The sequence below is a fragment of the Pseudomonadaceae bacterium SI-3 genome, from assembly GCA_004010935.1.
Lineage (GTDB): Bacteria > Pseudomonadota > Gammaproteobacteria > Pseudomonadales > Pseudomonadaceae > Stutzerimonas.
This window is the reverse complement of record CP026511.1, coordinates 2,446,259-2,468,877: the sequence shown is the minus strand read 5'-3', so window position 1 is coordinate 2,468,877 and position 22,619 is coordinate 2,446,259. Positions and strand designations below refer to the sequence as shown.

The 22,619-nt window shown below is 58.3% G+C and carries 25 protein-coding genes and 3 tRNA genes; 15 read left to right on the top strand and 13 right to left on the bottom strand.

Annotation, left to right across the window (positions count from 1 at the left end):
• Positions 1-30: 30 nt before the first annotated feature.
• The 4 genes from gap to C1896_11650 all read right to left on the bottom strand — a co-directional run bounded on the left by gap (position 31) and on the right by C1896_11650 (position 2,755).
• The gene (gene gap / locus C1896_11665; GenBank protein ID AZZ45490.1) at positions 31-1,038 is read right to left on the bottom strand and encodes a type I glyceraldehyde-3-phosphate dehydrogenase; all 1,008 of its coding nucleotides are present in this window, start codon (positions 1,036-1,038) and stop codon (positions 31-33) included.
• 16 nt (positions 1,039-1,054) lie between these two features.
• Positions 1,055-1,381: a YnfA family protein gene (locus C1896_11660; GenBank protein AZZ47641.1), complete on the bottom strand. Its 327-nt coding sequence runs from the start codon at positions 1,379-1,381 to the stop codon at positions 1,055-1,057.
• Between the two features lie 154 nt (positions 1,382-1,535).
• The gene (gene arsH, locus C1896_11655; GenBank protein AZZ45489.1) at positions 1,536-2,249 is read right to left on the bottom strand and encodes an arsenical resistance protein ArsH; all 714 of its coding nucleotides are present in this window, start codon (positions 2,247-2,249) and stop codon (positions 1,536-1,538) included.
• A 149-nt stretch (positions 2,250-2,398) separates the two neighbouring features.
• Positions 2,399-2,755 (bottom strand): transcriptional regulator, encoded by a 357-nt coding sequence (locus C1896_11650; GenBank protein AZZ47640.1) that lies wholly within the window; start codon positions 2,753-2,755, stop codon positions 2,399-2,401.
• 190 nt (positions 2,756-2,945) lie between these two features.
• Between C1896_11650 and C1896_11645 the strand changes: the two genes are divergently transcribed.
• The 4 genes from C1896_11645 to C1896_11630 are packed head-to-tail and all read left to right on the top strand — an operon-like array spanning position 2,946 to position 6,425.
• Positions 2,946-4,061, top strand: a complete 1,116-nt coding sequence (locus C1896_11645; GenBank protein ID AZZ47639.1) for a pyridine nucleotide-disulfide oxidoreductase — start codon at positions 2,946-2,948, stop codon at positions 4,059-4,061.
• Positions 4,062-4,072: 11 nt separating this feature from the next.
• On the top strand, positions 4,073-5,152 hold the full coding sequence (arsB, locus tag C1896_11640; GenBank protein AZZ45488.1) for an arsenical-resistance protein: 1,080 nt from the start codon (positions 4,073-4,075) through the stop codon (positions 5,150-5,152).
• A gap of 12 nt (positions 5,153-5,164) precedes the next feature.
• Positions 5,165-6,169 carry a hypothetical protein gene (locus tag C1896_11635; protein AZZ45487.1) on the top strand — a complete coding sequence of 335 codons (1,005 nt, stop codon included), beginning with the start codon at positions 5,165-5,167 and terminating at the stop codon, positions 6,167-6,169.
• 19 nt (positions 6,170-6,188) lie between these two features.
• Positions 6,189-6,425: a thioredoxin family protein gene (locus tag C1896_11630; GenBank protein AZZ45486.1), complete on the top strand. Its 237-nt coding sequence runs from the start codon at positions 6,189-6,191 to the stop codon at positions 6,423-6,425.
• 88 nt (positions 6,426-6,513) lie between these two features.
• On the opposite strand, the gene C1896_11625 is transcribed toward C1896_11630, so the two are convergent.
• The gene (locus C1896_11625; GenBank protein AZZ47638.1) at positions 6,514-7,239 is read right to left on the bottom strand and encodes a hypothetical protein; all 726 of its coding nucleotides are present in this window, start codon (positions 7,237-7,239) and stop codon (positions 6,514-6,516) included.
• Between the two features lie 199 nt (positions 7,240-7,438).
• Between C1896_11625 and C1896_11620 the strand changes: the two genes are divergently transcribed.
• The 9 genes from C1896_11620 to C1896_11580 all read left to right on the top strand — a co-directional run bounded on the left by C1896_11620 (position 7,439) and on the right by C1896_11580 (position 12,359).
• Entirely contained in the window at positions 7,439-8,107 is a 669-nt protein-coding gene (locus tag C1896_11620; protein ID AZZ45485.1) for a two-component system response regulator UvrY, read from the top strand.
• A complete protein-coding gene (gene uvrC, locus C1896_11615) occupies positions 8,104-9,927 on the top strand; it encodes an excinuclease ABC subunit C (GenBank protein AZZ45484.1) in 1,824 nt (607 codons plus the stop codon). The genes C1896_11620 and uvrC overlap by 4 nt, the downstream gene beginning before the upstream one ends.
• Positions 9,928-9,961: 34 nt before the next feature.
• Positions 9,962-10,519, top strand: a complete 558-nt coding sequence (gene pgsA, locus C1896_11610) for a CDP-diacylglycerol--glycerol-3-phosphate 3-phosphatidyltransferase (protein ID AZZ45483.1) — start codon at positions 9,962-9,964, stop codon at positions 10,517-10,519.
• A gap of 69 nt (positions 10,520-10,588) precedes the next feature.
• Positions 10,589-10,664 (top strand) — tRNA-Gly (locus tag C1896_11605).
• A 44-nt stretch (positions 10,665-10,708) separates the two neighbouring features.
• A tRNA-Cys gene (locus C1896_11600) sits at positions 10,709-10,782 on the top strand.
• Positions 10,783-10,967: 185 nt separating this feature from the next.
• Positions 10,968-11,162, top strand: coding sequence for a hypothetical protein (locus tag C1896_11595; GenBank protein ID AZZ45482.1), 195 nt, complete (start codon positions 10,968-10,970; stop codon positions 11,160-11,162).
• A gap of 133 nt (positions 11,163-11,295) precedes the next feature.
• Positions 11,296-11,382, top strand: a tRNA-Leu gene (locus C1896_11590).
• Between the two features lie 247 nt (positions 11,383-11,629).
• Positions 11,630-11,839, top strand: a complete 210-nt coding sequence (locus C1896_11585; GenBank protein ID AZZ47637.1) for a hypothetical protein — start codon at positions 11,630-11,632, stop codon at positions 11,837-11,839.
• A gap of 262 nt (positions 11,840-12,101) precedes the next feature.
• Positions 12,102-12,359, top strand: coding sequence for a hypothetical protein (locus C1896_11580; GenBank protein AZZ45481.1), 258 nt, complete (start codon positions 12,102-12,104; stop codon positions 12,357-12,359).
• A 42-nt stretch (positions 12,360-12,401) separates the two neighbouring features.
• Here the strand turns inward: C1896_11580 and C1896_11575 are convergent, their stop codons facing one another.
• Positions 12,402-12,647 (bottom strand): hypothetical protein, encoded by a 246-nt coding sequence (locus C1896_11575; GenBank protein AZZ45480.1) that lies wholly within the window; start codon positions 12,645-12,647, stop codon positions 12,402-12,404.
• A gap of 169 nt (positions 12,648-12,816) precedes the next feature.
• On the opposite strand from C1896_11575, the gene C1896_11570 reads away from it, so the two are divergent.
• Positions 12,817-13,569 (top strand): FadR family transcriptional regulator, encoded by a 753-nt coding sequence (locus C1896_11570; protein AZZ45479.1) that lies wholly within the window; start codon positions 12,817-12,819, stop codon positions 13,567-13,569.
• 126 nt (positions 13,570-13,695) lie between these two features.
• On the opposite strand, the gene C1896_11565 is transcribed toward C1896_11570, so the two are convergent.
• The 6 genes from C1896_11565 to C1896_11540 form a co-directional block, all read right to left on the bottom strand.
• Positions 13,696-14,604 carry an EamA family transporter gene (locus C1896_11565; GenBank protein AZZ45478.1) on the bottom strand — a complete coding sequence of 303 codons (909 nt, stop codon included), beginning with the start codon at positions 14,602-14,604 and terminating at the stop codon, positions 13,696-13,698.
• Between the two features lie 144 nt (positions 14,605-14,748).
• Positions 14,749-16,029 (bottom strand): TRAP transporter large permease, encoded by a 1,281-nt coding sequence (locus tag C1896_11560; GenBank protein AZZ45477.1) that lies wholly within the window; start codon positions 16,027-16,029, stop codon positions 14,749-14,751.
• Entirely contained in the window at positions 16,030-16,557 is a 528-nt protein-coding gene (locus tag C1896_11555; protein ID AZZ45476.1) for a TRAP transporter small permease, read from the bottom strand.
• Between the two features lie 66 nt (positions 16,558-16,623).
• Positions 16,624-17,598, bottom strand: a complete 975-nt coding sequence (locus tag C1896_11550) for a C4-dicarboxylate ABC transporter (protein ID AZZ45475.1) — start codon at positions 17,596-17,598, stop codon at positions 16,624-16,626.
• Between the two features lie 86 nt (positions 17,599-17,684).
• Entirely contained in the window at positions 17,685-18,584 is a 900-nt protein-coding gene (locus C1896_11545) for a gluconolactonase (protein AZZ45474.1), read from the bottom strand.
• 36 nt (positions 18,585-18,620) lie between these two features.
• Entirely contained in the window at positions 18,621-19,445 is an 825-nt protein-coding gene (locus C1896_11540; GenBank protein ID AZZ45473.1) for an NAD-dependent dehydratase, read from the bottom strand.
• A gap of 412 nt (positions 19,446-19,857) precedes the next feature.
• Here C1896_11540 and C1896_11535 point away from each other — a divergent pair, with 412 nt between their 5' ends.
• Complete coding sequence (locus C1896_11535) at positions 19,858-21,012, top strand: mandelate racemase/muconate lactonizing enzyme family protein (GenBank protein ID AZZ45472.1); 1,155 nt, start codon at positions 19,858-19,860, stop codon at positions 21,010-21,012.
• An 82-nt stretch (positions 21,013-21,094) separates the two neighbouring features.
• Here the strand turns inward: C1896_11535 and C1896_11530 are convergent, their stop codons facing one another.
• A complete protein-coding gene (locus C1896_11530; protein AZZ45471.1) occupies positions 21,095-22,615 on the bottom strand; it encodes a Tat pathway signal protein in 1,521 nt (506 codons plus the stop codon).
• Between the last annotated feature and the right edge of the window lie 4 nt (positions 22,616-22,619).

Below are 22,619 nucleotides of genomic sequence, written 5' to 3'. Positions count from 1 at the left end.
CCGCTGGAACCCCAGCGCCCTGCGTTCGGGTCAATCGGCCAGGCCCATCTTGCGTGCAAGTTCCACGGTGCGGTTGGCGTAACCCCACTCGTTGTCATACCAGGCGTAGAGCTTCACCTGTGTGCCGTTGACGACCATGGTCGACAGGGCATCGATGATCGACGAGCGTGGATCGGTGCGGTAATCGATTGAGACCAGCGGGCGCTCTTCGTAACCGAGAATGCCCTTGAGCGGACCTTCGCTGGCCGCGGCGCTCAGAAGCTGATTGACCTCATCGACAGAGGTGGCTCGCTCGACTTCGAAAACGCAGTCGGTCAGTGAGGCGTTAGCCAGCGGGACCCGCACCGCATGGCCGTTGAGCTTGCCGCGCAGCTCGGGGAATATCTCTGCAATCGCCGTCGCCGAACCGGTAGTAGTCGGGATCAGGCTCATGCCTGAGGCTCGGGCGCGGCGCAGATCCTTGTGTGGCTGATCGAGGATGCTCTGGGTGTTGGTCAGGTCGTGGATGGTTGTGATCGAACCATGGCGGATGCCGAGGTGTTCATGGATGACCTTGACCACCGGTGCAAGGCAATTGGTGGTGCAGGAGGCCGCGGTAACGATCCGGTGCTGTGCCGGATCGTACAGCGCGTCATTAACCCCCATGACGATATTGAGCGCTCCGGCTTCCTTGACCGGCGCGCTGACCACAACACGCTTGACCCCCTGGTCCAGATAGCCCTGAAGCACGGCCACAGTCTTCATCTTGCCACTGGCTTCGATTACCAGATCGCAGCCGGACCAGTCGGTATCTGCAATGGCCTTGTTTGCAGTGACTCGGACGCGCTTGCCATCGACGACAACGCAGTCGCCGTCACTGCTCGCTTCGTGCTGCCAGCGGCCGTGCACCGAGTCGAAGTTCAGCAGGTGGGCGTGGGTGGCTGCGTCGCCGGCGGGATCGTTGATCTGGACGAACTCCAGCTCTGGCCAATCCCAGGCTGCGCGCAGTGCCAGACGTCCAATCCGGCCGAAGCCGTTGATACCAACTTTGATTGTCATGGTTGATTCCCCTAAGTCAGGCGCCGCGAGGCGCGAACATGATGATGGCCATGCCTAGCAGTGCGATGGCCGAACCCAGCAGATCCCAGCCGGTAGGCCTGATGCCGTCGACGATCCACAGCCAGACGATTGCAGCGCCGATGTAAACGCCGCCATAGGCGGCATACACGCGTCCTGCGGCTGTCGGGTGCAGCGATAACAGCCAGGCAAACAGCACCAGTGATGCCGCAGCAGGTACCAGCAGCCAGGCGCTTTTGCCTTGACGAAGCCACAGGTAGGGCAGATAGCAGCCGACGATCTCGGCGAGTGCCGTGATGGCGAACAAGCCAAAGGTCTTCAGCATCAGATCAGTCGCCAAATTGTGCGAGCCAGCCAAACATGGACCTCGTTTTGCCTGGCGCCACGAGCCCTGGGGCATGGTGCAAAATTCAAGCGAGTTGTCTGCTGCTGAATATCGAGAACCTCATTGGGATGCGGCATGGTTGATCTTCCTGGCTTCAAATCGAGCGCTGGTTGACACGCGCTGACAGAGCTTCGGCCGATTCCTTGCGCTCCGAGTAGCGATCGACAAGGTAGCCGCCGCGGCCACGCACCAACAGTGTGAACTTGACCAGTTCCTCCATCACGTCTACGACCCGGTCGTAATAGGCCGACGGTTTCATTCGACCGGCGTCGTCGAACTCCAGAAACGCCTTGGGTACCGATGACTGGTTGGGGATCGTGACCATGCGCATCCAGCGACCTAACACGCGCATCTGATTCACCGCGTTGAAGGATTGCGAGCCACCACAGACCTGCATCAGCGCGAGCGTCTTGCCCTGTGTCGGGCGGACCGCACCCATGCTAAGCGGCACCCAATCTATCTGCGCCTTGAACACCGCGCTCATCGCCCCGTGACGTTCCGGCGAGCACCACACCTGACCTTCGGACCAGATAACCAGATCGCGAAGCTCCTGGACCTTCGGGTGAGACTCCGGGGCGTCGTCAGGCAGTGGCAGGCCGGAGGGGTCGAAGATCCGCGTCTCGCAACCCATTGTCTCCAACAGGCGCGCAGCCTCTTGGCTCATCAAGCGGCTGAACGAGCGTTCACGGTTCGAGCCATACAGCAACAGGATGCGTGGCTTGTGTTCCAGATCGTTCGGCAGGCCGAGCTTTTCCAGGCTGGGCAGGTCGAGGCGCTCGGAATCGATATTGGGCAAATCGTCGTTCATGTGTGTTCTCGCATCAGGGTGCCGATACGCGCCAACTCATCTTTGAGGGCGCTTGCATCAAACCGGTCGAGGGGAGGAGGGCGAGCAACGCCGCGATCCGTGCTTGGATGATCGACAGCGTGTCGTCCAATGCGCGCGCTACCGCTGACTCAGCCACAGGCTGTCGCTCGGCCAGGCCGATCGCGCATGCGCTCAAGGCGCTCCGCGTCGGGGCTCAACCATCGTTTATTGGCATTCAGAATGACTTGCAGCACATCGTGTACCCAATCGGGCAGATGCGGGTGCAAGCGGTAGTACACCCACTGGCCTTGGCGTCGATCCTCAAGAATCGCGCAGCTTCTCAGTTGGGATAGGTGCCTCGAAACCTTCGGCTGGCTTTCCTCGAGCGCAGTAGTCAGCTCACAAACACACAATTCACCCTCGCTTGCGATGAGCAAGGTCATGCGCGCTCGGGTTTCGTCGGAGAGGCATTTGAAAACCGTGTCTGGCGTTAGATGTTCGATCATGAATTTCACGGTTTGAGCAAGGTGATTGACATGGAGCATTCCCCAGCCAGGAAAAGGCGAATATATTGTTCTGCGTATATGCTGTAAAGCGAATATGCTCAGATAAATCTGCAGAGCAGAGCGTCATGCTGGCTGAGCCCCTGCAAAGGAATGCCGTATCCGGGTAGTGAGATATATTGAGGTGAACGTACTGACTGACGACCGCGCTAAACCGGCTGATCCTGACGTAATCCTGGTCGGAGGCGGGCAGTCAGCTTTGGCGACTGCGTACTTCCTGCGCCGCACGAACCGATCATTCTTGATCCTGGACGACCAGGTGCGGGCTGGCGGTGCCTGGCTGCATGGCTGGTCGTCGCTAAGACTGTTCTCGCCTGCGGCCTGGAGCTCGATTGCGGGCTGGCAGATGCCGAGCCCGCAGACGGATACACCGACCCGCGACGACGTGATCGACTATTTGTCGCGCTATGAACAGCGGTACCAATTTCCTATCGTGCGCCCGGCCCATGTCAGATCGGTTACCAGGATCGGTGATCAGCTCGAGGTGCGCGCTGCGGATCGAACGTGGCGTTGCCGAGCGCTGGTCAACGCGACCGGCACCTGGCGCCAGCCTGTTGTGCCGGAATATGCGGGCCGAGAGCTGTATCAGGGGCTGCAGATACACTCTGCCCATTATGTGAATGCAGAGCCGTTTGCGGGCAAGCGGGTAATGGTGGTCGGAGGCGGCAATTCCGGCGCGCAGATTCTCGCCGAACTATCGCTTGTAGCCGAGACGATATGGATTACCCAGCAGGAGCCCGCATTCCTGCCGGATGACGTTGATGGACGCGTTCTGTTCGAGCGCGCCACCGAACGCTGGAGAGCGCAGCAAGAAGGTCGCAGCGTTGAGGATCCAACCGGCGGGTTTGGTGAGATTGTCATGGTCGAACCCGTCAAAGACGCCCGCGCACGGGGCGTGTTAGCGGCGCAGCGACCGTTTGCTCGCTTTACGGCAAGCGGGGTCGAATGGGATGACGGGCATTACGAGCAGATCGATGCGGTAGTTTGGTGCACCGGTTTCAAACCCGCGTTAGCCCACCTCGACCACCTGGGCGTCATCGAACCGGATGGCAGAGTTGAGGTAGACGGAACCCGATCAGTGAAGCAACCCAACCTGTGGCTAATGGGCTACGGCGACTGGACAGGGCCCGCGTCAGCCACCTTGATCGGGGTGACACGCTACGCGCGAGCCACCGTCGAGCAGATTGATCAGATGCTGGCAGAGCCGTTACCTGCTTCCGGCGCCTTAGAACCCTCTCAAATGAGATAAAGAGACGCTTCATGTCTACTCAATGCGAAACCATAGGAAAAAAGGCTGCAGGTGCGCCGATCGGTTTCTTCGAGCGTTACCTAACCCTTTGGGTCTTTCTCTGCATCATCGCTGGGACGCTCATTGGTCTATTTGCCCCGGAGGCTTCACAGACGGTTGGTGCGATGGAGCTGGCCAATGTGAACATCCCGGTTGGGTTGCTGATCTGGGTGATGATCATCCCGATGTTGATGAAGATCGACTTCAGTGCACTCCATGAAGTCTTTGAGCACCGCGCGGGGATGGGTGTGACCTTGCTCGTGAATTGGGCAATCAAGCCGTTCACCATGGCATTTCTTGCCTGGCTGTTTCTGCGGCATGTCTTCGCCGACTGGCTAACGGCGGACCAGATCGATAGCTACGTTGCCGGGCTAATTCTGCTCGGTGCGGCGCCCTGCACGGCCATGGTGTTTGTCTGGAGCAACCTGTGTAACGGCAACGCCAACTTCACGCTTACGCAAGTGGCAGTCAACGACCTGATAATGGTGTTCGCCTTTGCGCCCATCGTGGCGTTGCTGCTGGGCGTCTCCTCGATTCCTGTGCCCTGGGACACGCTGATCCTTTCTGTCGTGATGTACATCGTCATTCCGCTGACGATCGCTCAGCTCATCCGCAGCCGCCTTCGCAGAGGGGGTGAACACAGGTTTCACGAAGCCTTGGCACGCATTCAGCCGTTCTCGATCATGGCCCTGCTGGCGACGCTGGTGCTGCTGTTCTCTTTCCAGGGCGAAGCGATTGTCGAACAACCGCTGGTGATCGCCATGCTGGCGGTGCCGATCCTGCTGCAAACCCTCGTAATCGCGGCATTGGGTTACTGGCTCAACCGACAGCTGAAAGTGCGCCATGACATCGCGGGGCCGTCCGCCATGATCGGCGCGTCGAATTTTTTCGAGCTCGCCGTGGCGGTCGCTATCGTTCTATACGGTTTCAACTCGGGTGCCGCCTTGGCGACGGTCGTCGGTGTGCTCATCGAGGTGCCGGTGATGCTTTGGCTGGTTCGTACCGTCAACAAAAGCCGAAGCTGGTATGAACGGGCGCTGCCGCAGGGCTGATGGGAGAAGCAGGTGGATGCTTTTAAGTGGCTCAATGACCAGCTGTTACGCATGGACTGGCTTTCCTATCTGGTGCGTTTACTGGTTGAGGAAGTGTTCGGACTAGACTTGGCTAGCCGTCTAGGTGGCAGCCTGCACTTCTTCATATACGACGTAATCAAGATTTTCATTCTGCTGTCAGCTTTGATCTTCCTGATTTCGTGGATACAAAGTTACTTTCCACCGGAACGCACCCGGCGGATTCTCGGCGGCATGCATGGTTATAAGGCAAACCTCACAGGGGCATTGCTTGGGACGGTCACGCCTTTTTGCTCCTGCTCTTCGATCCCGTTGTTCATCGGCTTTACCAGCTCCGGGCTGCCGCTGGCCGTGACCTTCTCCTTTCTCATTTCCTCGCCGCTGGTGGATCTGGCCTCGATGATCCTGTTGGCAAGCGTGTTCAATTGGTCCATCGCGCTGGCTTACGTAGTGGTCGGTATCATCCTGGCGGTAGTTGGCGGGACGCTGATTGGTAAGGCGCAGATGGAGCAGTACGTCGAAGCCTTCGTAACCCAGCACAAGGTTCTTGAGCTTCCGGCAGAGCAACTGACATTGCGCTATCGGCTCGCCTATGCACGCGATCAGGTCAGCGAAATCGCCCAAAGAGTCTGGCTCTACGTACTGCTTGGGGTCGGCGTTGGCGCGGCGATACACAACTGGATTCCAGAAGACGTGATCACTGCCGCAATAGGGCAGGACCACTGGTGGTCGGTGCCGCTGGCCGCGCTCGTCGGTGTGCCAATGTACGCCGACATTTTTGGCACCCTGCCTATTGCAGAGGCGCTGGTCGGAAAAGGTGTCGGTATTGGCACTGTGCTCGCGTTCATGATGGCGGTTACTGCGCTCTCCCTGCCGTCTCTCATCATGCTAAAAAAGGTCGTGAAGGCGCCGCTGCTGGCACTTTTTTTTGGCATTGTGATAGTCGGAATCATGCTGATCGGCTATCTCTTCAACAGCTTCAGTTACCTGCTCCTCTGACCCACTCAGGAATCATTCCATGATCATCAAGATCCTTGGTACCGGCTGTAAGAAGTGCGTTGCACTCACCGAAAATACTCAACAAGCCGTCAGCAACCTCGGTCTCGAAGTACAGATCGACAAGGTCACCGATGTCGCGGAGATAGCCGCTCACGGGGTTATGTCGACTCCAGCTCTAGCCGTTGACGATAAAGTGGTGTCGATGGGGAAGGTGCTGACACCAGGGGAAATCGAGCGACTGTTGAAGGCTCGCTGAGCTGAGGAGTTGCTCATGGTTGATTCGCGCGTTCTCCCGGCTTACCTCGCGGGTCGTGCGGGCCGGTCTGAGTCCTGTCGCGCCACAGCTAGCTGCCCTGAACGCTGAGCAGCAGGACCGAATAGCCGACCGAGCCGAGTAGAAAGGCACTGAAGCGGCTGTCGCGCTCTTCGGGTAGTTCCTCTTTCAGAACGTTCAGTATGATCGATCCACCTACGAATGCCGTCAGTGCCGAAACGGCGAGCTCCGAAATCTCGGTAGCAAGACCTAGCGTCCAGCCGGCAAGCGGCATCGCAGCGAGGAGCCAGCGACCGCGACGCCTGAATAAACCCTTGTGATCACTCTGAAGGGCGAAGTCGTTGACTAAGAAATGCAGACTCATCGCGACGCAATAGAGCATCAGTGTCGTCAGGCTACTGTTCTCACCGTGAATCAACAGGTAACCGATCAGCCCGTTGTATACCGCAAACGCGCCAATGTGTAGCCAGAACACACCGGCATGGGGCTCCTGATCCGCTGGGAGACGACGGCGATGCACCTTGATCAGACGCTCGACGCCATAGAAGGTGGCCAACCCAAGCAACGCCAACAGCCAGACATGATGCTCAAGATAACTGAGCAACCACCAGTCGCTTCCGCCCAGCACTTCCTGGCCACGAGCCAGCTCCGGCAGCAGATGAACGAACACGTAAGCTACCGAAACCCCGCCAGCCATGGAGAGCCAGCGGCTGCGAGGAAGACGGTTGAGTTGACGCAGACGTCCAGCAAACACATGAACGGACGCCAAAACGAAGGCTGCGACTAAGCTGCTAATCAAGAGCGATATCGCCTATTGATAGGGTTGCGATCAATAAGACAGACTTCGGCCCACCGGCACACGTTCACCTTAATATCTCGTCGTTAGGTGGGACCGGTGATGGCTCTATGCCACTGTGCGATGTATGGTCTGGGTAAGGCGGCAAATTTTTTGTTAAAGTTCGCCGCTTACGAAGCGAGCAGTCAGCCAGCTTCAGATTTGTACAGAACGAGGTGTCTGCTTGATTAGGGTGCTTGTGGTCGATGACCACGATCTGGTACGCACAGGCATTTCCCGCATGCTTGCCGATATCGACGGCCTGCAAGTGGTAGGTCAGGCGGAATCCGGTGAGGTGGCGATCAAGAAGTCCCGCGACCTCAAGCCGGACGTTGTGTTGATGGACGTCAAGATGCCAGGCATCGGCGGCCTCGAGGCGACGCGTAAGCTGCTGCGTAGCAACCCGGACCTAAAGGTCATTGCGGTCACGATCTGCGAAGAAGATCCTTTTCCTACCCGACTGCTCCAGGCCGGTGCCGCCGGCTACCTGACCAAAGGTGCCGCACTGGATGAAATGATTCAGGCAATCCGGATGGTTTTTGCAGGCCAGCGCTACATCAGTCCCCAGATCGCCCAGCAACTCGCACTGAAGTCCTTTCAGCCCAAGGTTAACGGTTCTCCTTTCGACCTGCTGTCCGAACGGGAGATCCAGATCGCGCTTATGATCGCGAACTGTCAGAAGGTCCAGGCTATTTCCGACAAACTCTGTTTGTCGCCCAAGACCGTCAATACCTATCGCTATCGCATCTACGAAAAGCTTTCGATCACCAGTGATGTCGAGCTGGCGTTGTTGGCTGTCCGGCACGGCATGGTCGACACCATCAATTGATGAGCGGCTTTGATTCCTCAGCGTTCCTTGCTTCTTGCAGTGGGCGTCCCGGTGTCTACCGGATGTTCGACGCCGAAGCCAAGCTGCTCTATGTCGGGAAAGCGAAGAATCTCAAGAAGCGCCTGGCCAGTTATTTCCGTAAGGTCGGGCAAGCGCCGAAAACGGCCGCGCTCGTGGCCAGGATCGCCCAGGTCGAAACAACGATCACGGCCAACGAAACCGAAGCGCTGCTGCTCGAGCAAACGCTCATCAAGCAATGGCGGCCGCCATACAACATCCTGCTACGCGACGATAAGTCGTATCCCTATGTGTTTCTTTCAAGTGGCGATTTTCCTCGGCTCAGCATCCACCGAGGCGCCAAGAAAGAGATCGGCCGTTATTTCGGCCCGTATCCCAGCGCCGGCGCGATTCGTGAAAGCCTGAGCTTGTTGCAGAAAGCTTTTTTTGTACGCCAGTGTGAAGATAGCTATTACCGAAATCGCACCCGTCCATGCCTGCAGTATCAGATCAAGCGATGCAAGGCTCCATGCGTAAACCTCGTTGACGCGGATGAATATGCCGAAGACGTTCGTCATTCGGTCATGTTTCTGGAAGGGCGCAGCAATGCCCTGGCGGAGGAGCTTTCCAAGAACATGGAAAAGGCCGCTATGGAGCTTAATTTCGAGCGTGCCGCGGAGATACGGGACCAGATTGGCATCCTGCGACGCGTCCAGGACCAGCAGAGCATGGAGGGTGGCAGCGGCAACGTTGATATCGTCTCCGCTGTAGTGAGCCCGGGTGGCGCCTGTGTTCATCTAATCAGCGTGCGCGGCGGTCGAGTACTGGGCAGCAAGAATTTCTTTCCTCAGGTTGCCATCGAAGAAAGCGTCAGCGACGTGCTCCAGGCGTTCTTGGAGCAGTATTACCTCAGCTCCATGGAGCGCGATCTGCCCTCCGAGCTGATCGTCAATGCGGTACATGAAGACTTCCAAACCCTGATTAGCGCGGTTTCTGAGCTGCGTGACGTCGAGTTGATCATCACCTATCGAGTTCGCGGTACTCGGGCGCGTTGGCAACAGCTGGCGCTAACCAACGCCGAACAAGCGCTCGGCGCGAGACTGGCGAGCCGTCAGCATCTGGCTGCACGGTTCCAGGCACTCGCTGAGGCGTTGGATATGGATGAGCAGCCGAGCCGGCTGGAATGTTTCGACATCAGCCACTCCAGTGGCGAAGCGACCGTCGCATCCTGTGTGGTTTTCGGCCCGGAAGGGCCACTGAAGTCCGACTACCGGCGCTACAACATCGAAGGCGTCACTGCTGGTGACGATTATGCGGCGATGCACCAGGCGCTCTCGCGCCGCTTTAAGAAAGCCGCCGAGGGGGAGGGCAAGCTGCCCGACATCCTGCTGGTGGACGGCGGTAAGGGCCAGATGAACATGGCTCGCGAAGTGCTACAGGAGCTGGCAGTGCCTGACTTGATTTTGTTGGGCGTGGCGAAGGGCGTTACCCGCAAGCCGGGTCTCGAGACGCTGTACCTGAACGATGCAGCACATGAATTTACATTGCCGGGCGATTCACCTGCGCTCCATCTGATCCAACAGGTGCGCGACGAAGCCCACCGTTTCGCAATCACCGGTCACAGAGCGCGGAGAGGAAAAGCGCGTACAACCTCGACTTTGGAAGGTGTGCCTGGCATCGGACCGAAACGCCGTCGAGAACTGCTCAAGCACTTCGGTGGTCTTCAAGAACTCAGCCGTGCGAGCCTTGACGAAATCGCCAAGGCTCCAAGTATCAGTAAAAAGCTTGCCGAGTCGATTTATGCCGCTCTGCACAGTGAGTAGAATCCCCTCCTAAATCCGCGGACCAGTGGTATCGATGAACATCCCAAACATTCTCACCGTGCTACGCGTACTGCTGATACCGATCATCATCCTGTTGTTCTATTTGCCTTTTAAGTGGAGTTATCTGGCCGCAAGCGCCGTTTTCGCCATCGCCGCCGTCACTGACTGGCTGGACGGATACCTCGCTCGTAAACTTCAACAAAGCACACCCTTCGGCGCTTTTCTTGATCCGGTCGCGGACAAGCTGATGGTTGCCGTGGCCCTGGTTCTGCTGGTCGAGGAACATTCGAACCTTTGGCTGACCCTGCCGGCCGCGATCATCATCGGCCGGGAGATCGTGATTTCAGCGCTGCGCGAATGGATGGCAGAACTGGGCGCTCGAGCGCAGGTGGCGGTGTCCAATCTGGGCAAGTGGAAGACAGCAGCACAAATGGTGGCGCTCATCATCCTGCTCGCCAATCCTCCGCTGACGACCGTCTGGGTTGGATTGGGGTATGCGTTGCTCATAGTCGCCGCAGGACTGACACTGTGGTCGATGGTGAATTACCTGATGGCCGCCTGGCCCCATCTCAGCCCTACGGAAAAGAAATAAAAACTTTTTTAATCAAGGGCTTGACGGGGCGTCCTGAAACTATAAAATGGCGCCCGTCACCAAGACGATGCGGGAATAGCTCAGTTGGTAGAGCACGACCTTGCCAAGGTCGGGGTCGCGAGTTCGAGTCTCGTTTCCCGCTCCAGTTTGTTGACGATGACGCCGCTGCATGCGGCGTTATCGTTTTGAGGCCGGTTGGCAGAGTGGTTATGCAGCGGATTGCAAATCCGTGTACGCCGGTTCGATTCCGACATCGGCCTCCAGTAATAAAGAAACCGCTGGCGAAAGCTTGCGGTTTTTTTATGCGTTCAATATGAGTTCAATTTGTAGCTCGCCAAACTTTCGCGTTATCTGACTAGCGTCATTGGCGAAACGCATCCGCTCTAACTCGGAACTGTAGCGCCTCGGGCGGTGACTGAAACATAGAGAGTCTGTTTAGGGGACGTCTATGTCAGATGTAATGAGCTACCTCGCAATTGCGCTTGCCGGCATCGTTATCGTGCTGGATCTGTTAGCAATCATCAGTGTATTCAAAAGTGATCGAAGCGTAGGGGCGAAAGCACTATGGGCGCTGGGCATCGCTATCTTTCCAATACTCGGACTGGTGTTCTGGCTGATCGTCGGTGTTCGCCGTCGGCATTGAATCGACGACGTTGAGCTATTGGTCCATGCCCGCTAAGCCCTATATAGACGCGCCGTTGTGCCGTTCGGGTTGCGCCTTGACCAGAGCCTCGTTATAGTCCTGCGCCGCGATTGTGATCGCGCATCACCGTCCCGCCCGGATGGCGAAACTGGTAGACGCAAGGGACTTAAAATCCCTCATCCGAAAGGGTATGCGGGTTCGATTCCCGCTCCGGGCACCATCGGGACACACTGATACCTTGGTATCTAAACCGGCCATCGCAGCCGGTTTTTTCGTTTTGAGCCTCAATCCCCGACGCCATTGGCGCATTGCATGTGACCAGTGGCAATGCATCTTCGTGAACGCGAGACCGCCTCACTCCTCTTATCTGTAAGCATTCGCTGCGCGAAGGAGATCAAGAGATGGGCAACAAACCAGATGATCTATCGACCCAGAATAACGATGCATCAAGGTCTGAACGTGTTCCGATAGATGACGTGATCGTCCCTGGCTCGCCACCGCCACTAGGATCCGAGCGGACGGATGTCAGCCCTGGCGGCGAAGCCGGAGTGGACGAGTTACCGCAAAATGACGGCACTACACCACGAAACAATCCCAAGGAAGGGCCGGTGATGGGCGGTGTGCCTGACATCGATCCAGATAGTGCAGAACTGGATGACGCGCCGAACCCACGTTAGTAATCGCGCAATAAAAAGCCCCGCACGAGGCGGGGCTGTAGGCGTCTAGCCAGTCGTTCCGTTGTCCTTTGATTCGCATGCCTGCGAATGGTCCTTTTCGGGCCTCCCTGTCCCGCTGCGCCTCCTGCGCTACTGGTGAACAGAGTAGGGGAGGCACGAGCAAAGCGAAATCATCTAACTTCACCGCTGTGGGTCAGCCAAAGCTTACGCGCAGTAGGCGATCAACGAATCGGTGTAGCAAATCGAGCGAGACATTCAGCCAATGTTCAAAAACACTTATCGCATCAGCCTTACCGTAGGAGCCGTACTGACACTGGTTGGCTGCAGTGGTTTTGAGACCGTATCGCCAGCGCAGCCGTCCGATGAGTACGTTTTCGCCTGCGACAAGGCCGGCCAAGCAGGTTGCAGGACTCGCGCGGATGAAATCTGCCCAGGAGGCTACGACACGCTCAGCAGTGAGGAGGATTTTGAACGAAAGGAAATGCGAGTCAGATGCCTAGGCGGCGCCAACCCGCCTTAGCGAAGACGGCCAGCGCGTGGGCTGGCCATCCATTAGCGACGATTACTGAGCAGAGTCGAGCAACGCCTGTGCTTGTTCAAGAACCTGGAGTGACTGGGTGTGATCTCCCGCTTTATGCAGCTGCTCTCCTTCCGCTCGTAATTCCTTTACCTTCTCCAGCGTTGCCGGATCGCTTGGCGGATTGCTTTCTAATTGCTTGTCGATCTTGGCCATGTCCATTGGGCAGTGCATTGCCCAGACTGGCGCAGAAAGAGCGGCTGCTGCGAGGAATAAGAGTAAGCGGCGCATGATCCTACCTCCGGTTGAGTGGCATTCGTGAGTATAGGAGCGGTGTGGAAACCGTGCGGCTTTTCGATATATGGTTGTGGAGCGCTCAGTTGGTGAGCGTTGCGATAGTTATCGTACAACTGCTGGGCTATGATAGGCCCCAGTCCGCTTCATAGAGATCGATGTGTCCATGGAAAACGAGATCGCTCAGCCACGTGTTCGCCGTAAGCATCGCAGCCTCGCACAGGAACTTGTGACCGAGCTGTCGCAGCAGATCCGCGACGGCGTCATCAAGCGCGGCGACAAGTTGCCGACTGAGTCAGCGATCATGCAGGCCCAGGGCGTGAGCAGGACGGTTGTGCGTGAGGCAATCTCGCGTCTTCAGGCGTCTGGCCTGGTTGAGACTCGCCATGGCATTGGCACTTTCGTGCTCGATACTCCAAGCACCACCGGCCTACGCATCGACCCGGCCACTATCGGGACGCTACGTGACGTATTGTCGATTCTGGAGCTGCGGATCAGCCTTGAAGTCGAGTCCGCCGGCTTGGCAGCGCAGCGACGGACTCCTGAGCAATTGGCGGCAATGCGCGACTTTTTGGATTCACTACAGCGAAGTGCGGCGCTTTCCAGTGAAGCGGCCGTGTCGGACTTCCAGTTCCATTTGCAGATCGCCGAAGCAACCGGCAACCGCTACTTCACGGACATCATGAATCACCTGGGCACGGCGATCATTCCTCGCAGCCGGCTCAACTCGGCACGCCTGGCTCATGATGACCAGCCGCACTATCAGCAGCGCTTGGGTCGCGAACATGAGCAGATCTACGACGCTATCGCCCGTCAGGACGCAGAGTCCGCTCGAGCTGCAATGCGTCTGCATCTGACCAATAGCCGCGAGCGACTGCGTCAGGCTCATGAAGAGGCGGAGACCGACAAGGTCAGCTGACTCCGACTCTCAGAATCGAACCCGCCGCCGATCTCGTGCTTCGCTGTCGGTCTCTGCCGATGGAGCTTTGTGGATTGAATGTCCCCGGTTGGCGCAAGCGCGCCAACTCCCCTCGGGTTGGCTTGCTCAGTTCTTGCGGTACGCCAGCAGGACGATACCCCCGACCACAATCAGGCCACCCAGTATCTGCATGGGGGCCAGCAACTGGCCAAGCACCAACCAGCCAAGCAGCATTCCCGCGACCGGCTCCATGTTCATGACGGGTGCATTGCGAGCGATGTTAAGCCGCGGCATGCAGATGAAGAGCGTGGAAAACGCCGCGCCATAGAGAAGCACCAGGCAACCCAATGCGATCCAACCAGCCGTTGCGCTGGGCAGGCCTAGGCTACCTGGTATAACGCCGCTTGCGCCGAGCAGGGCAGAGGCGCCAAACACCACAACTAGTGTCAGCATGCTTCGCACCGAGCCGGCCATGCCCGATAGCTTATGCTCGGTGACCCACAGCGCCAGCGCGAATACCCCGGCTGCGGTAAGGCTGAACAGGATGCCAGCGGTCCATTGAGCGTCAGGCGCCTCGCTGGTCATCAGACGTGTGGGAACGTCCAGAACCAGTACCAGGCCGACCAGGATCAGTCCCATGATCGCCAGCGCGTGGCGTGTCGGTCTCGGCCCGCCCAGCGCCCATGTGAGCAGTGCAAGCAGGATGGGCGAGAGATTGACGACCAGCAGAGCCAGAGCAACCGGAATGCGCGCGACCGCTGAGTAGATGCAAAAGCTCTGAACCGTAATCAGAAGCCCAAGAAGGATCTGCCAACGCCACGTGGTGCGACTCAAGCGCAGGGATTCGCGCCTCCAGAATACAAGCGCAGTCAAAGCCAGCAGCGTCACGCCGGCGCGGCAGAGCATGGCCAGCAACAGCCCGGTATCGTGATCGAACGCGATGCGTGCAGCGATATGGTTGGCTGCGAACGAGCAAGCCAAGGTGGCCAGAATCTGTACGGCAATATGACGTGGAAACGGTGTAGCAGCTTGCATCGGGTCAATCCTGTGTTAAGCAGCATCACGGTGTTCGGGCGCCGTTTGCAACGGCGGTGGCAGTGTTTCATTGCTGATCGTTCGGGCCTGCAAAGCAAAAACGCCGCCCGGGTGGGCGGCGTCGGAGTTTGCGTTAGTGGACTATCAGAGCACTACGCTGGGCAACCAGAGTGAGATCGCGGGGATATAGGTAACCGCGAGCAGCACCATGAACAGCGCCACATAGAAGGGCAGCAGTGCCTTGACGGTGTTCTCGATAGTGACCTTGCCGATCGCCGCGCCGACGAAGAGTACCGCGCCTACCGGTGGCGTGATCAGTCCGATGCCGAGGTTCACCAGCATGATCATGCCAAAGTGCACTGGATCGACACCAATACCGGTGATGACAGGCATCAGAATCGGCGTGAGGATCAGGATCAGCGGCGCCATGTCCATCAGCGTGCCAAGGACCAGCAGCATCATGTTGATGCACATCAGGATCACATAGCGGTTGTCCGACAGGGTCAGGAACATCGTGGTGATCTTCGACGGGATCTGCATCAACGTCATGATGTAGCCGAAGCTTGCCGCGAACGCGATCAGGATCATCACCACCGAGAGGGTACGAACGGTGCGGTGCAGCAGCTTCGGCAGCTCACGCCATTTGTAGTCACGGTAGATGAACATGGTGACGAAGAAGGCCCATACCACCGCGATGGACGCTGATTCGGTCGCCGTGAATACACCCGAAAGAATGCCGCCCAGGATGATGACCATGGTCATCAGGCCCCACAGCGCTTCGACACAGATCTTCAACGCCTGCTTGAGCGGAACGACCTCGCCCTTAGGGTAGTTGCGGATCCGGGCAAAGATCAGGCACATGGTCATCATCACGGCGCTGAGCAACAAACCAGGCCCGATACCGGCGATGAATAGGGACGAGATCGAAACGGTGCCGCCAGCGGCCAGCGAATACAGCACCGAGTTGTGGCTGGGTGGAGTCAGCAGCGCCTGGACAGAGCCACTGACAGTAACGGCCGTGGAAAACTCGCGAGGGTAGCCCTTTTTCTCCATTTCCGGGATCAACACCGAACCTACCGAAGCAGTGTCCGCCAGTGACGAGCCGGAGATCGCGCCGAAAAAGGTCGACGCCATGATGTTAACCAAGGACAGGCCGCCGCGCACGAAGCCAACCAGTACCGCAGCGAAGGCCACCAGGCGCCGGGACATTCCGCCCTCGGCCATGATCGCACCGGCCAGAACAAAGAACGGAATTGCCAGCAGGGAGAACTTGTTGACGCCGCCGGCGACTTGGATCATCACCGCATCGAACGGAATATCAATCCACCAGGCGCCGATCAGCGCTGACATGCCCAATGCGTATGCCACTGGCATCCGCAGCAGAAAGAGTACGGCAAAGCTGCCGAGTAGAATCAGCGCGTCCATTTACACGGCCTCCTTGCTGTCTTCGACCAGCTCGTAATTGACCGCACGCCGGTGGCTCTGGTCGCCGAAGATAATGCGTTCGATGACAAACAACAGCGTGATAGCGCCACCGATTGGGATGGGTGAGTAGGTAATGCCAACACGAAGGGTCGGCAGCGTGCTCATGAACTGATTCCAGGTCGCGATGCACAGCTTGATGCCCCAGATGGTCATGAACAGGCAGATGATGCCCATCAGGATCTGTACCAGCAGTTCGATATGCCGATGCAGATGCTCAGGCAGGCGGTCGGTGAACATGGTCACCGCCATATGCGCGCCGGCGCGGTAGCTCGCCGCAGCGCCGAGAAAGGTAAAGATCACCATAAGCAGGATGGCCACGGGTTCAGGCCAGCCGCCACCAGAGCCCAGCACGTAGCGCGCGAAGATCCCCCAGGGGATGATCATGGACATGACCACGATGGCCAGCCCCGCGACCCAAACACAGGTCTTGTAGATCGCGTCGTTGACGCGCAGCAGCGTGTTTTTCATCAGACTTCACCACAGGCGCGGCGGCGAGCGAAGCTCGTCGCCGCGAGGTTTTTCAGAGGGAACGGATTACTGAACGGCTTCGATACGCTTGATCAGCTCGGCGTAAGGTGCGCCGTACTTTTCGCGAACCGGGGCGGTCGCATCGTAGAAGGGCTTCTTGTCGACTTCGATGAAGGTGACGCCTTCCTCCTTGAGCTTGGCTTCGCTGCTAGCGGTCTTCTCGTCCCACAGCTTGCGCTCTTCCATCTGCGCTTCCTTGGCGTATTTCATGACGATCTCCTGCTGCTCCGGGGTGAGCTTGTTCCAGGTCGTCTTCGACATCACGATCGGCTCAGGAAGGATCAGGTGACCGGTTAGCGAGTAGTTTTTCGCGGCGCGGAAGTGATTGTGCTCAAGCATGGTCGGCGGGTTGTTCTCAGCACCATCGACCACACCGGTCTGCAGGGCGCTGAAGATTTCGCCGGTGTTCATCGCAACGCCCTGGGCACCCATGGCGTTCAACGTATCGATGAACAATGGATTGCCCATAACGCGGATTTTCATGCCCTTGAGGTCTTCAAGGTTACGCACGGGCTCTTTGGTGTAGAGATTGCGTACGCCACCGTCCATCCATGCCAAGCCGACCATGTTGAAATCGGAGTTGGTGATCTTGTCGAGGATTTCCTGGCCGATCTCACCATCGATAACTTTGCGCATGTGTTCGTGATCGCGGAACACAAACGGCATGTTGAAGGCGTTGACGTCCGGAACGACCGGACCGAGTGTGCCGAGGCTGACACGGGTCATCTGCACCGCGCCGAGTTGAACCTGTTCGACGACTTCTTTCTCCGAACCCAGCACGCCGCCTGAGAACATGCGGAACTTGAGTTCACCGTCGGTGGCTTCTTCGATTTTCTTGCCCATGTTTTCCTGAGCGACCACGGTCGGATAACCGGCAGGGTGGATCTCAGCGATTTTCAGCGTCATCTCCGCGTAGGCGGTGCTCGACAGGCAGAAGGCCAGCGGAAGTGCAGCGATGAGCAACTTGCGTTTGAAGTCCATGTGAATCTCCGTCTTGTTTTTGTTGGTATGCAGCGTTGCGAGCGTCAAGACCGGGACACTGCGTGCCCGTCCTTATGGGTGAAGCGTTAGCGGAAGCGGGGTTCCTCCAGTCCGGCGACGCCGGGTTGCAGGGCGAATACACCACCTGCCAAGGGCTGATCGGAGAGATCACCGCCCGGGCGGATGGATGTGACAAACAGGGTGTCGAGGCCGGAGCCACCGAAGGCGCACATGGCTGGCTTCTTCACTGGCACTTCCAGCGAGCGATCGAGGCGTCCATCCGGGGTGAAACGGTGGATAAGGCCGGCATCGTTACCGCAAATCCAGTAGCAGCCATCAACATCAACCGCCGCGCCGTCGGGTCGGCCGGCATGCTGGTTCATGTCGACGAACAGCCGGCGGTTGCTCGGCGTGCCACTGTCGATGTCGTAATCGAAGGCCCAGATGGCCTGCACGCTGGGGTGCGAGTCGGAAAGGTACATGGTGCGCCCGTCGGGGCTGAATCCCAGCCCGTTGGGTACGATGAAATCCTGCAGCTGAGCCGCGAGCGATTCGCGGCCAGTCGAACCATCGATCTGGTAGAGCGCGCCGGCCCGAGTGCCAGCGGCCATATCCATAACCATGGTGCCAGCCCAGAAGCGGCCCTGACGGTCGCAGCGCCCGTCATTGAATCTCATGTTGCTCGCGCCATGCTGCACGCCAGCAAGGCGGGTGCTGCTGAGTGTGCCGTCGTTCTGCGGGGCGACTTCGAAAATGCCGTCTTCCATACCGGCAACCCAGCGATTCGCATCTCCTTCGTGGCTAGCGATACAGGCGATCATCTGATCACCGGTCCAGCGCGTCACAGAAGCATCTGAGGCCTTCCAGCGAAGCAGCTGCCTGTTGGGTATGTCGACCCAATAGAGCGCCTGCTCGGAGGCCACCCAGACCGGGCTCTCGCCCGTTGCATTCTGTGCGTCGACTATCAGTTCTGCTGAGTTTGCCATGGCGATTCTCTTATTATTTTCGCGGCGTGGCGGGGATCAGTCGTCGAACGGGCCTGCTTCGCAGAAGGCGCCACCCTGGTAAATCAGCGCTGGATCATTGGGCGCATAGGGCGGTTGCTGTTCGATTTTTTCGCGGAAGGCTTCGGAGGTGTCCTGCGGCTCGAAACCCAGGTGCGTGGCCATGTGGTTGTCCCACCACAGGTCACGGTTCGCCGAGGCGCCGTAGACAACGGTGTGCTTTACGTTCGGGGTGAACAGCGAGCGCTCGATCAGGTTGGTCAGATCGCGATAGCTGAGGTAGGTGGCCATCATCCGGCGGTTGAGTGGCTCGGGGAACGAGGAGCCGATGCGGATGCTGACGGTCTCGATGCCGTAGCGATCGAAGTAGAAGCTCGCCATGTCCTCGCCATAGGATTTGGACAACCCGTAATAACTGTCCGGACGACGGGGAGCGTTGGCATCGATGGTTTCAGTCTGCTTGTGAAACCCGATCACATGGTTGGAGCTGGCAAAGATCACACGCTTGATGCCGTGCTTGCGTGCCGCTTCGTAGATATGGAATACGCCCTTGATGTTGGCTTCGAGAATTTCCTCGAAAGGACGTTCTACCGAAACGCCACCGAAGTGGGCGATTGCATCAACGCCTTCGCAGAGGGCGTGCACAGCGGCTTTATCTGCAAGATTGCACTGCACCACTTCTTCGTGATCGCCGGTAGGAGCATCCATGGGGGCGATATCGGAGAGGCGGATGATCTTGGCGTAGGGGCGAAGCGTTTCACGTAATACCTTGCCCAATCCTCCTGCGGCGCCTGTCAGCAGGAGGCGATTCAAGGGTGTGGGAGCGGTCGTCGTGCTTGTCATTGAGGTCTGCCCATCGCTTATTGTTTTTGGTGTCATCGGTTGTCAGATGACTTGATTCGATTATTTCTGCGGTTATGGGCTTTTGTCAACCTGACAAGTCGATTGTTTCAAGCTTGCGCAAGTTGTCTTACTCCGCGGTATCGAGTCTGAAAATAGCCCCCAAAGCCACTGGTTTCGCCGCTTAAAGCACTTATCTTGCGCCATGAAAAGGTCACGCTAGCGAGCCTGCGGGTCTATTCACATACCACTAAAGTCGAGTGCGGCGCCGTTCAGTAATGGGGCCGAGCCCGACAGCCGCGGGGATTGAGGTTGTATGATGACATTGCGACGCTAGCCGGACCGTCCTCTAGAGTGGAACGCAGTGCAAAGGGGCACGTTTGGCAAGCATTCCTAACCTGAACGAGGACAACCGATGGCTATTCAACCGAACACGGTGCTGGCGGATGATGGCATCTGCTGGGTCAAGCTGCGGACAGTAACCTTGCCGCTGCGCAAGGCCGTCAGCGATGCAAAGGTTTTGACCGGGCGGCAGAAGCCCCTTGAGTCAGTCAGCCTGCTGTTTGCGGAAATTGAAACCAGCCAGGGGTATAGCGGGCTCGGCTTTAGTTATAGCCTGCGTACGGGAGGCCCAGCGCAATATGCCCATGCTCGGGAAATCGCGCCGCTTCTGCTCGGGGAAGACCCCAACGACATTTCTCGACTCTGGAGCAAAATGATCTGGGCCAGCGCGTCGGTCGGTCGTGGCGGCGTTGCGGCGCAGGCGATTGCCGCAATCGATACAGCGCTGTGGGATCTGAAGGCACGGCGTGCAGCGCTGCCGCTGTCCAAATTGCTTGGCGCGCACCGCAGCGCCGTGCCTTGCTACAACACCTCGGGTGGCTATCTGCAGGCCTCCATCGATGAAGTGCTCGACAAGGCTACCCAGTCGCGGGAGCGCGGCATTGGCGGCATCAAGATGAAGGTCGGCCAGCCGAACCGGCGTCTGGATCTGCAGCGCGTCGAGGCCTTACGCAAGCATCTAGGCGAAGACGTACCGCTGATGGTTGACGTCAACCAGCAATGGGACCGCATCACTGCACTGCGAATGGGGCGCGAGCTCGAGCAGTACCAGCTCGAATGGATCGAAGAGCCGCTAGACGCACACGACGTCGCCGGTCACGCCGCATTGGCTGCACAGCTGGATACGCCGATCGGTACGGGCGAAATGCTCACCAGCGCTACCGAAGCGCTGGGTTATGTCGATACCGGCGCGGTGGACGTGATCATGCATGACGCCCCACGCCTGGGCGGTATCACGCCGTTTCTCAAGGTGGCGCATGCGGCCGAGCAGCGCGGCATGGTTATGGCCCCACACTTCGTCATGGAAATTCACCTGCATCTGGCGGCTGCCTATGAGCACCAAACCTGGGTGGAGCACTTTGAATGGCTGGAGCCGGCATTTAATGAGCGCCTGGAGATCCGCGACGGGAAGATGATCGTCCCGAACCGACCCGGTTTGGGGTTGAGCCTGAGTGACCAGATAGGGGGATGGACGCTGGCTGAAGTGGAGATCGGTAAGCGCGCCTGAACGAAACACCGCGCCCTCAGGCGCGGTGTCGAAACCGCTTAAGTACCGCTTAGCCCAGCGTCGCTTTCTAAGCTGCGCTGACTCAGGTTTCCTGCAGCCTGGCCGCAGTATTTTTCCGGCTACGCAGCGCGCTGAACAGGTGCCAGGCCACCGACGCCAGCGCCAGGAACAGGAAAGTCGCGGAAATGGGATTGCTGAGAAAGCCCATGAAGTTGCCGTCGGACAACATCAAGCCCCGCCGCAGATTCGTTTCAGCCATTGGCCCCAAGATGAAGCCGATAATGAACGGCGCGGCCGGCATCCCGCCCTTGACGAAGCCGTAACCAATCAGGCCGAACAGCAGAATGGTCCAAACGTCGAACACCCGACTGCTCAGACCGAACGCACCCACAACGCAAAGCACAAGGATGATCGGCAGGAGGATGTGCTTGGGCACCGCCAGCAGCTTGATGAAGATGCGCAGACCGTAGAATTCCAGAACCAGCATCATCACCGAGGCGAGAATCAGCGCGGCGAAGATGGTGTACACCAACGCACCCTGGCTGATGAACAGCAGCGGGCCCGGCTGGATGCCATGGATCATGAAGCCGCCGAGGAGAATCGCGGTCACGGTGTCGCCCGGAATGCCGAGCGTCATCAGCGGAATCATGGCGCTACCGATGCCCGCGTTGTTGGCGGTTTCACTGGCGACGACCCCTTCCACAGCCCCCTTGCCGAACAGCTCGGGATGCTTGGAACGTTTTTTCGCGATGATGTAGGACACGATGTTCGAGGTACCCGCACCGATGCCCGGCAAGATGCCAATCCCGATACCGATCAGTCCAGAGCGAAACGCGTTAGGAATCTGCCCGAAGAATTCCTTCAGGGAGAAACCAAAGCCTTTCACGCCTTTCATGCTCACTGAGGCGATCTTGCTTTTGTGTGCCGCTCTGCCGGTCTCAGCGATCTTGATCACTTCCGCCACGGCAAACATGCCGATCATCACCGTCAGCATGGCGAAACCGCCGTTGAGGTTCGGCGAATCGAATGTGAAGCGGCGGATGGCGTCGACCGGGGCGATGCCCACCGTGGAAAACGCGAAACCAAGCGTGCCAGCGTAGATGCCTTTAAGCAGCGAGCCGGTGGACAGCGTGGCGATCAGCGTCAGTGAAAAGATTGCGATGGAAAAGTATTCATGGGGCCCGAAGCGCAAGGCAATTTTTGCCAGCGAGGGCGCAATGGACATCAGCGCAACGATGCTGAAAATGGTGCCGAGAAAGGAAAACACGACACCGACGCCCAGCGCCTTCAGCCCTTCGCCTTTTTCCATCATCGGGCCGCCGTCGAACGTCGTGGCGATGGAGGCGGGCGTGCCGGGAATCTTCAACAGGATGGCGGAGATCAGGCCGCCGGAGGTCGCGCCGATGAACAGTGCCACCAACAGTGACAGGCCCGCAGCAGGGCCCATGGTGTATGTCAGCGGCAAACACAGCGCGATCGCCATGGTAGCCGAGAGCCCAGGAACCGCACCGAAGACGATGCCCACGGCAACGCCAAGGGTAATCAGGATAAAGATATAGGGCGAGAAAACCGCGCCAAAGCCGGCCTGCAGTAGTTCGAACATGGCC

Bases quoted from the DNA above. Each gene is read 5' to 3' on its own strand.
- C1896_11550 (AZZ45475.1), bottom strand. From the start codon at position 17,598: ATGGACTTCAAACGCAAGTTGCTCATCGCTGCACTTCCGCTGGCCTTC.
- C1896_11575 (AZZ45480.1), bottom strand. From the start codon at position 12,647: ATGCGCCGCTTACTCTTATTCCTCGCAGCAGCCGCTCTTTCTGCGCCA.
- C1896_11580 (AZZ45481.1), top strand. From the start codon at position 12,102: ATGTTCAAAAACACTTATCGCATCAGCCTTACCGTAGGAGCCGTACTG.
- C1896_11650 (AZZ47640.1), bottom strand. From the start codon at position 2,755: ATGATCGAACATCTAACGCCAGACACGGTTTTCAAATGCCTCTCCGAC.
- C1896_11630 (AZZ45486.1), top strand. From the start codon at position 6,189: ATGATCATCAAGATCCTTGGTACCGGCTGTAAGAAGTGCGTTGCACTC.
- C1896_11660 (AZZ47641.1), bottom strand. From the start codon at position 1,381: ATGCTGAAGACCTTTGGCTTGTTCGCCATCACGGCACTCGCCGAGATC.
- gap (AZZ45490.1), bottom strand. From the start codon at position 1,038: ATGACAATCAAAGTTGGTATCAACGGCTTCGGCCGGATTGGACGTCTG.
- C1896_11540 (AZZ45473.1), bottom strand. From the start codon at position 19,445: ATGACAAGCACGACGACCGCTCCCACACCCTTGAATCGCCTCCTGCTG.
- arsB (AZZ45488.1), top strand. From the start codon at position 4,073: ATGTCTACTCAATGCGAAACCATAGGAAAAAAGGCTGCAGGTGCGCCG.
- arsH (AZZ45489.1), bottom strand. From the start codon at position 2,249: ATGAACGACGATTTGCCCAATATCGATTCCGAGCGCCTCGACCTGCCC.
- C1896_11595 (AZZ45482.1), top strand. From the start codon at position 10,968: ATGTCAGATGTAATGAGCTACCTCGCAATTGCGCTTGCCGGCATCGTT.
- C1896_11555 (AZZ45476.1), bottom strand. From the start codon at position 16,557: ATGAAAAACACGCTGCTGCGCGTCAACGACGCGATCTACAAGACCTGT.
- C1896_11560 (AZZ45477.1), bottom strand. From the start codon at position 16,029: ATGGACGCGCTGATTCTACTCGGCAGCTTTGCCGTACTCTTTCTGCTG.
- C1896_11565 (AZZ45478.1), bottom strand. From the start codon at position 14,604: ATGCAAGCTGCTACACCGTTTCCACGTCATATTGCCGTACAGATTCTG.
- C1896_11530 (AZZ45471.1), bottom strand. From the start codon at position 22,615: ATGTTCGAACTACTGCAGGCCGGCTTTGGCGCGGTTTTCTCGCCCTAT.
- C1896_11570 (AZZ45479.1), top strand. From the start codon at position 12,817: ATGGAAAACGAGATCGCTCAGCCACGTGTTCGCCGTAAGCATCGCAGC.
- pgsA (AZZ45483.1), top strand. From the start codon at position 9,962: ATGAACATCCCAAACATTCTCACCGTGCTACGCGTACTGCTGATACCG.
- C1896_11535 (AZZ45472.1), top strand. From the start codon at position 19,858: ATGGCTATTCAACCGAACACGGTGCTGGCGGATGATGGCATCTGCTGG.
- C1896_11545 (AZZ45474.1), bottom strand. From the start codon at position 18,584: ATGGCAAACTCAGCAGAACTGATAGTCGACGCACAGAATGCAACGGGC.